This is a genomic window from Limosilactobacillus rudii, assembly GCF_014145455.1.
GTDB lineage: Bacteria > Bacillota > Bacilli > Lactobacillales > Lactobacillaceae > Limosilactobacillus > Limosilactobacillus rudii.
The window spans coordinates 1-237 of sequence record NZ_JACIVB010000025.1; the positions used below are offsets into that span (position 1 = coordinate 1).

Annotated in this window: 1 rRNA gene; it reads left to right on the plus strand. The window is 43.0% G+C overall.

What is annotated here, in order from left to right:
- Positions 1 to 92, plus strand: a 16S ribosomal RNA gene (locus H5S39_RS01280); the annotation flags it as partial.
- Between the last annotated feature and the right edge of the window lie 145 nt (positions 93 to 237).

Genomic DNA, 237 nt, shown 5'->3' on the forward strand with positions numbered 1-237 from the left:
TTTGGAGGGAGCCGCCTAAGGCGGGACAGATGACTGGGGTGAAGTCGTAACAAGGTAGCCGTAGGAGAACCTGCGGCTGGATCACCTCCTTTCTAAGGAATAAAACGGAACCTACACAGCGAAGAAACTTTGTTTAGTTTTGAGGGGTTTACCCTCAGAGCTTGTACTTTGAAAACTAAATATTATCTAATTTCTTTATTAACAAAACAATAAACCGAGAACACCGCGTTATTTGAG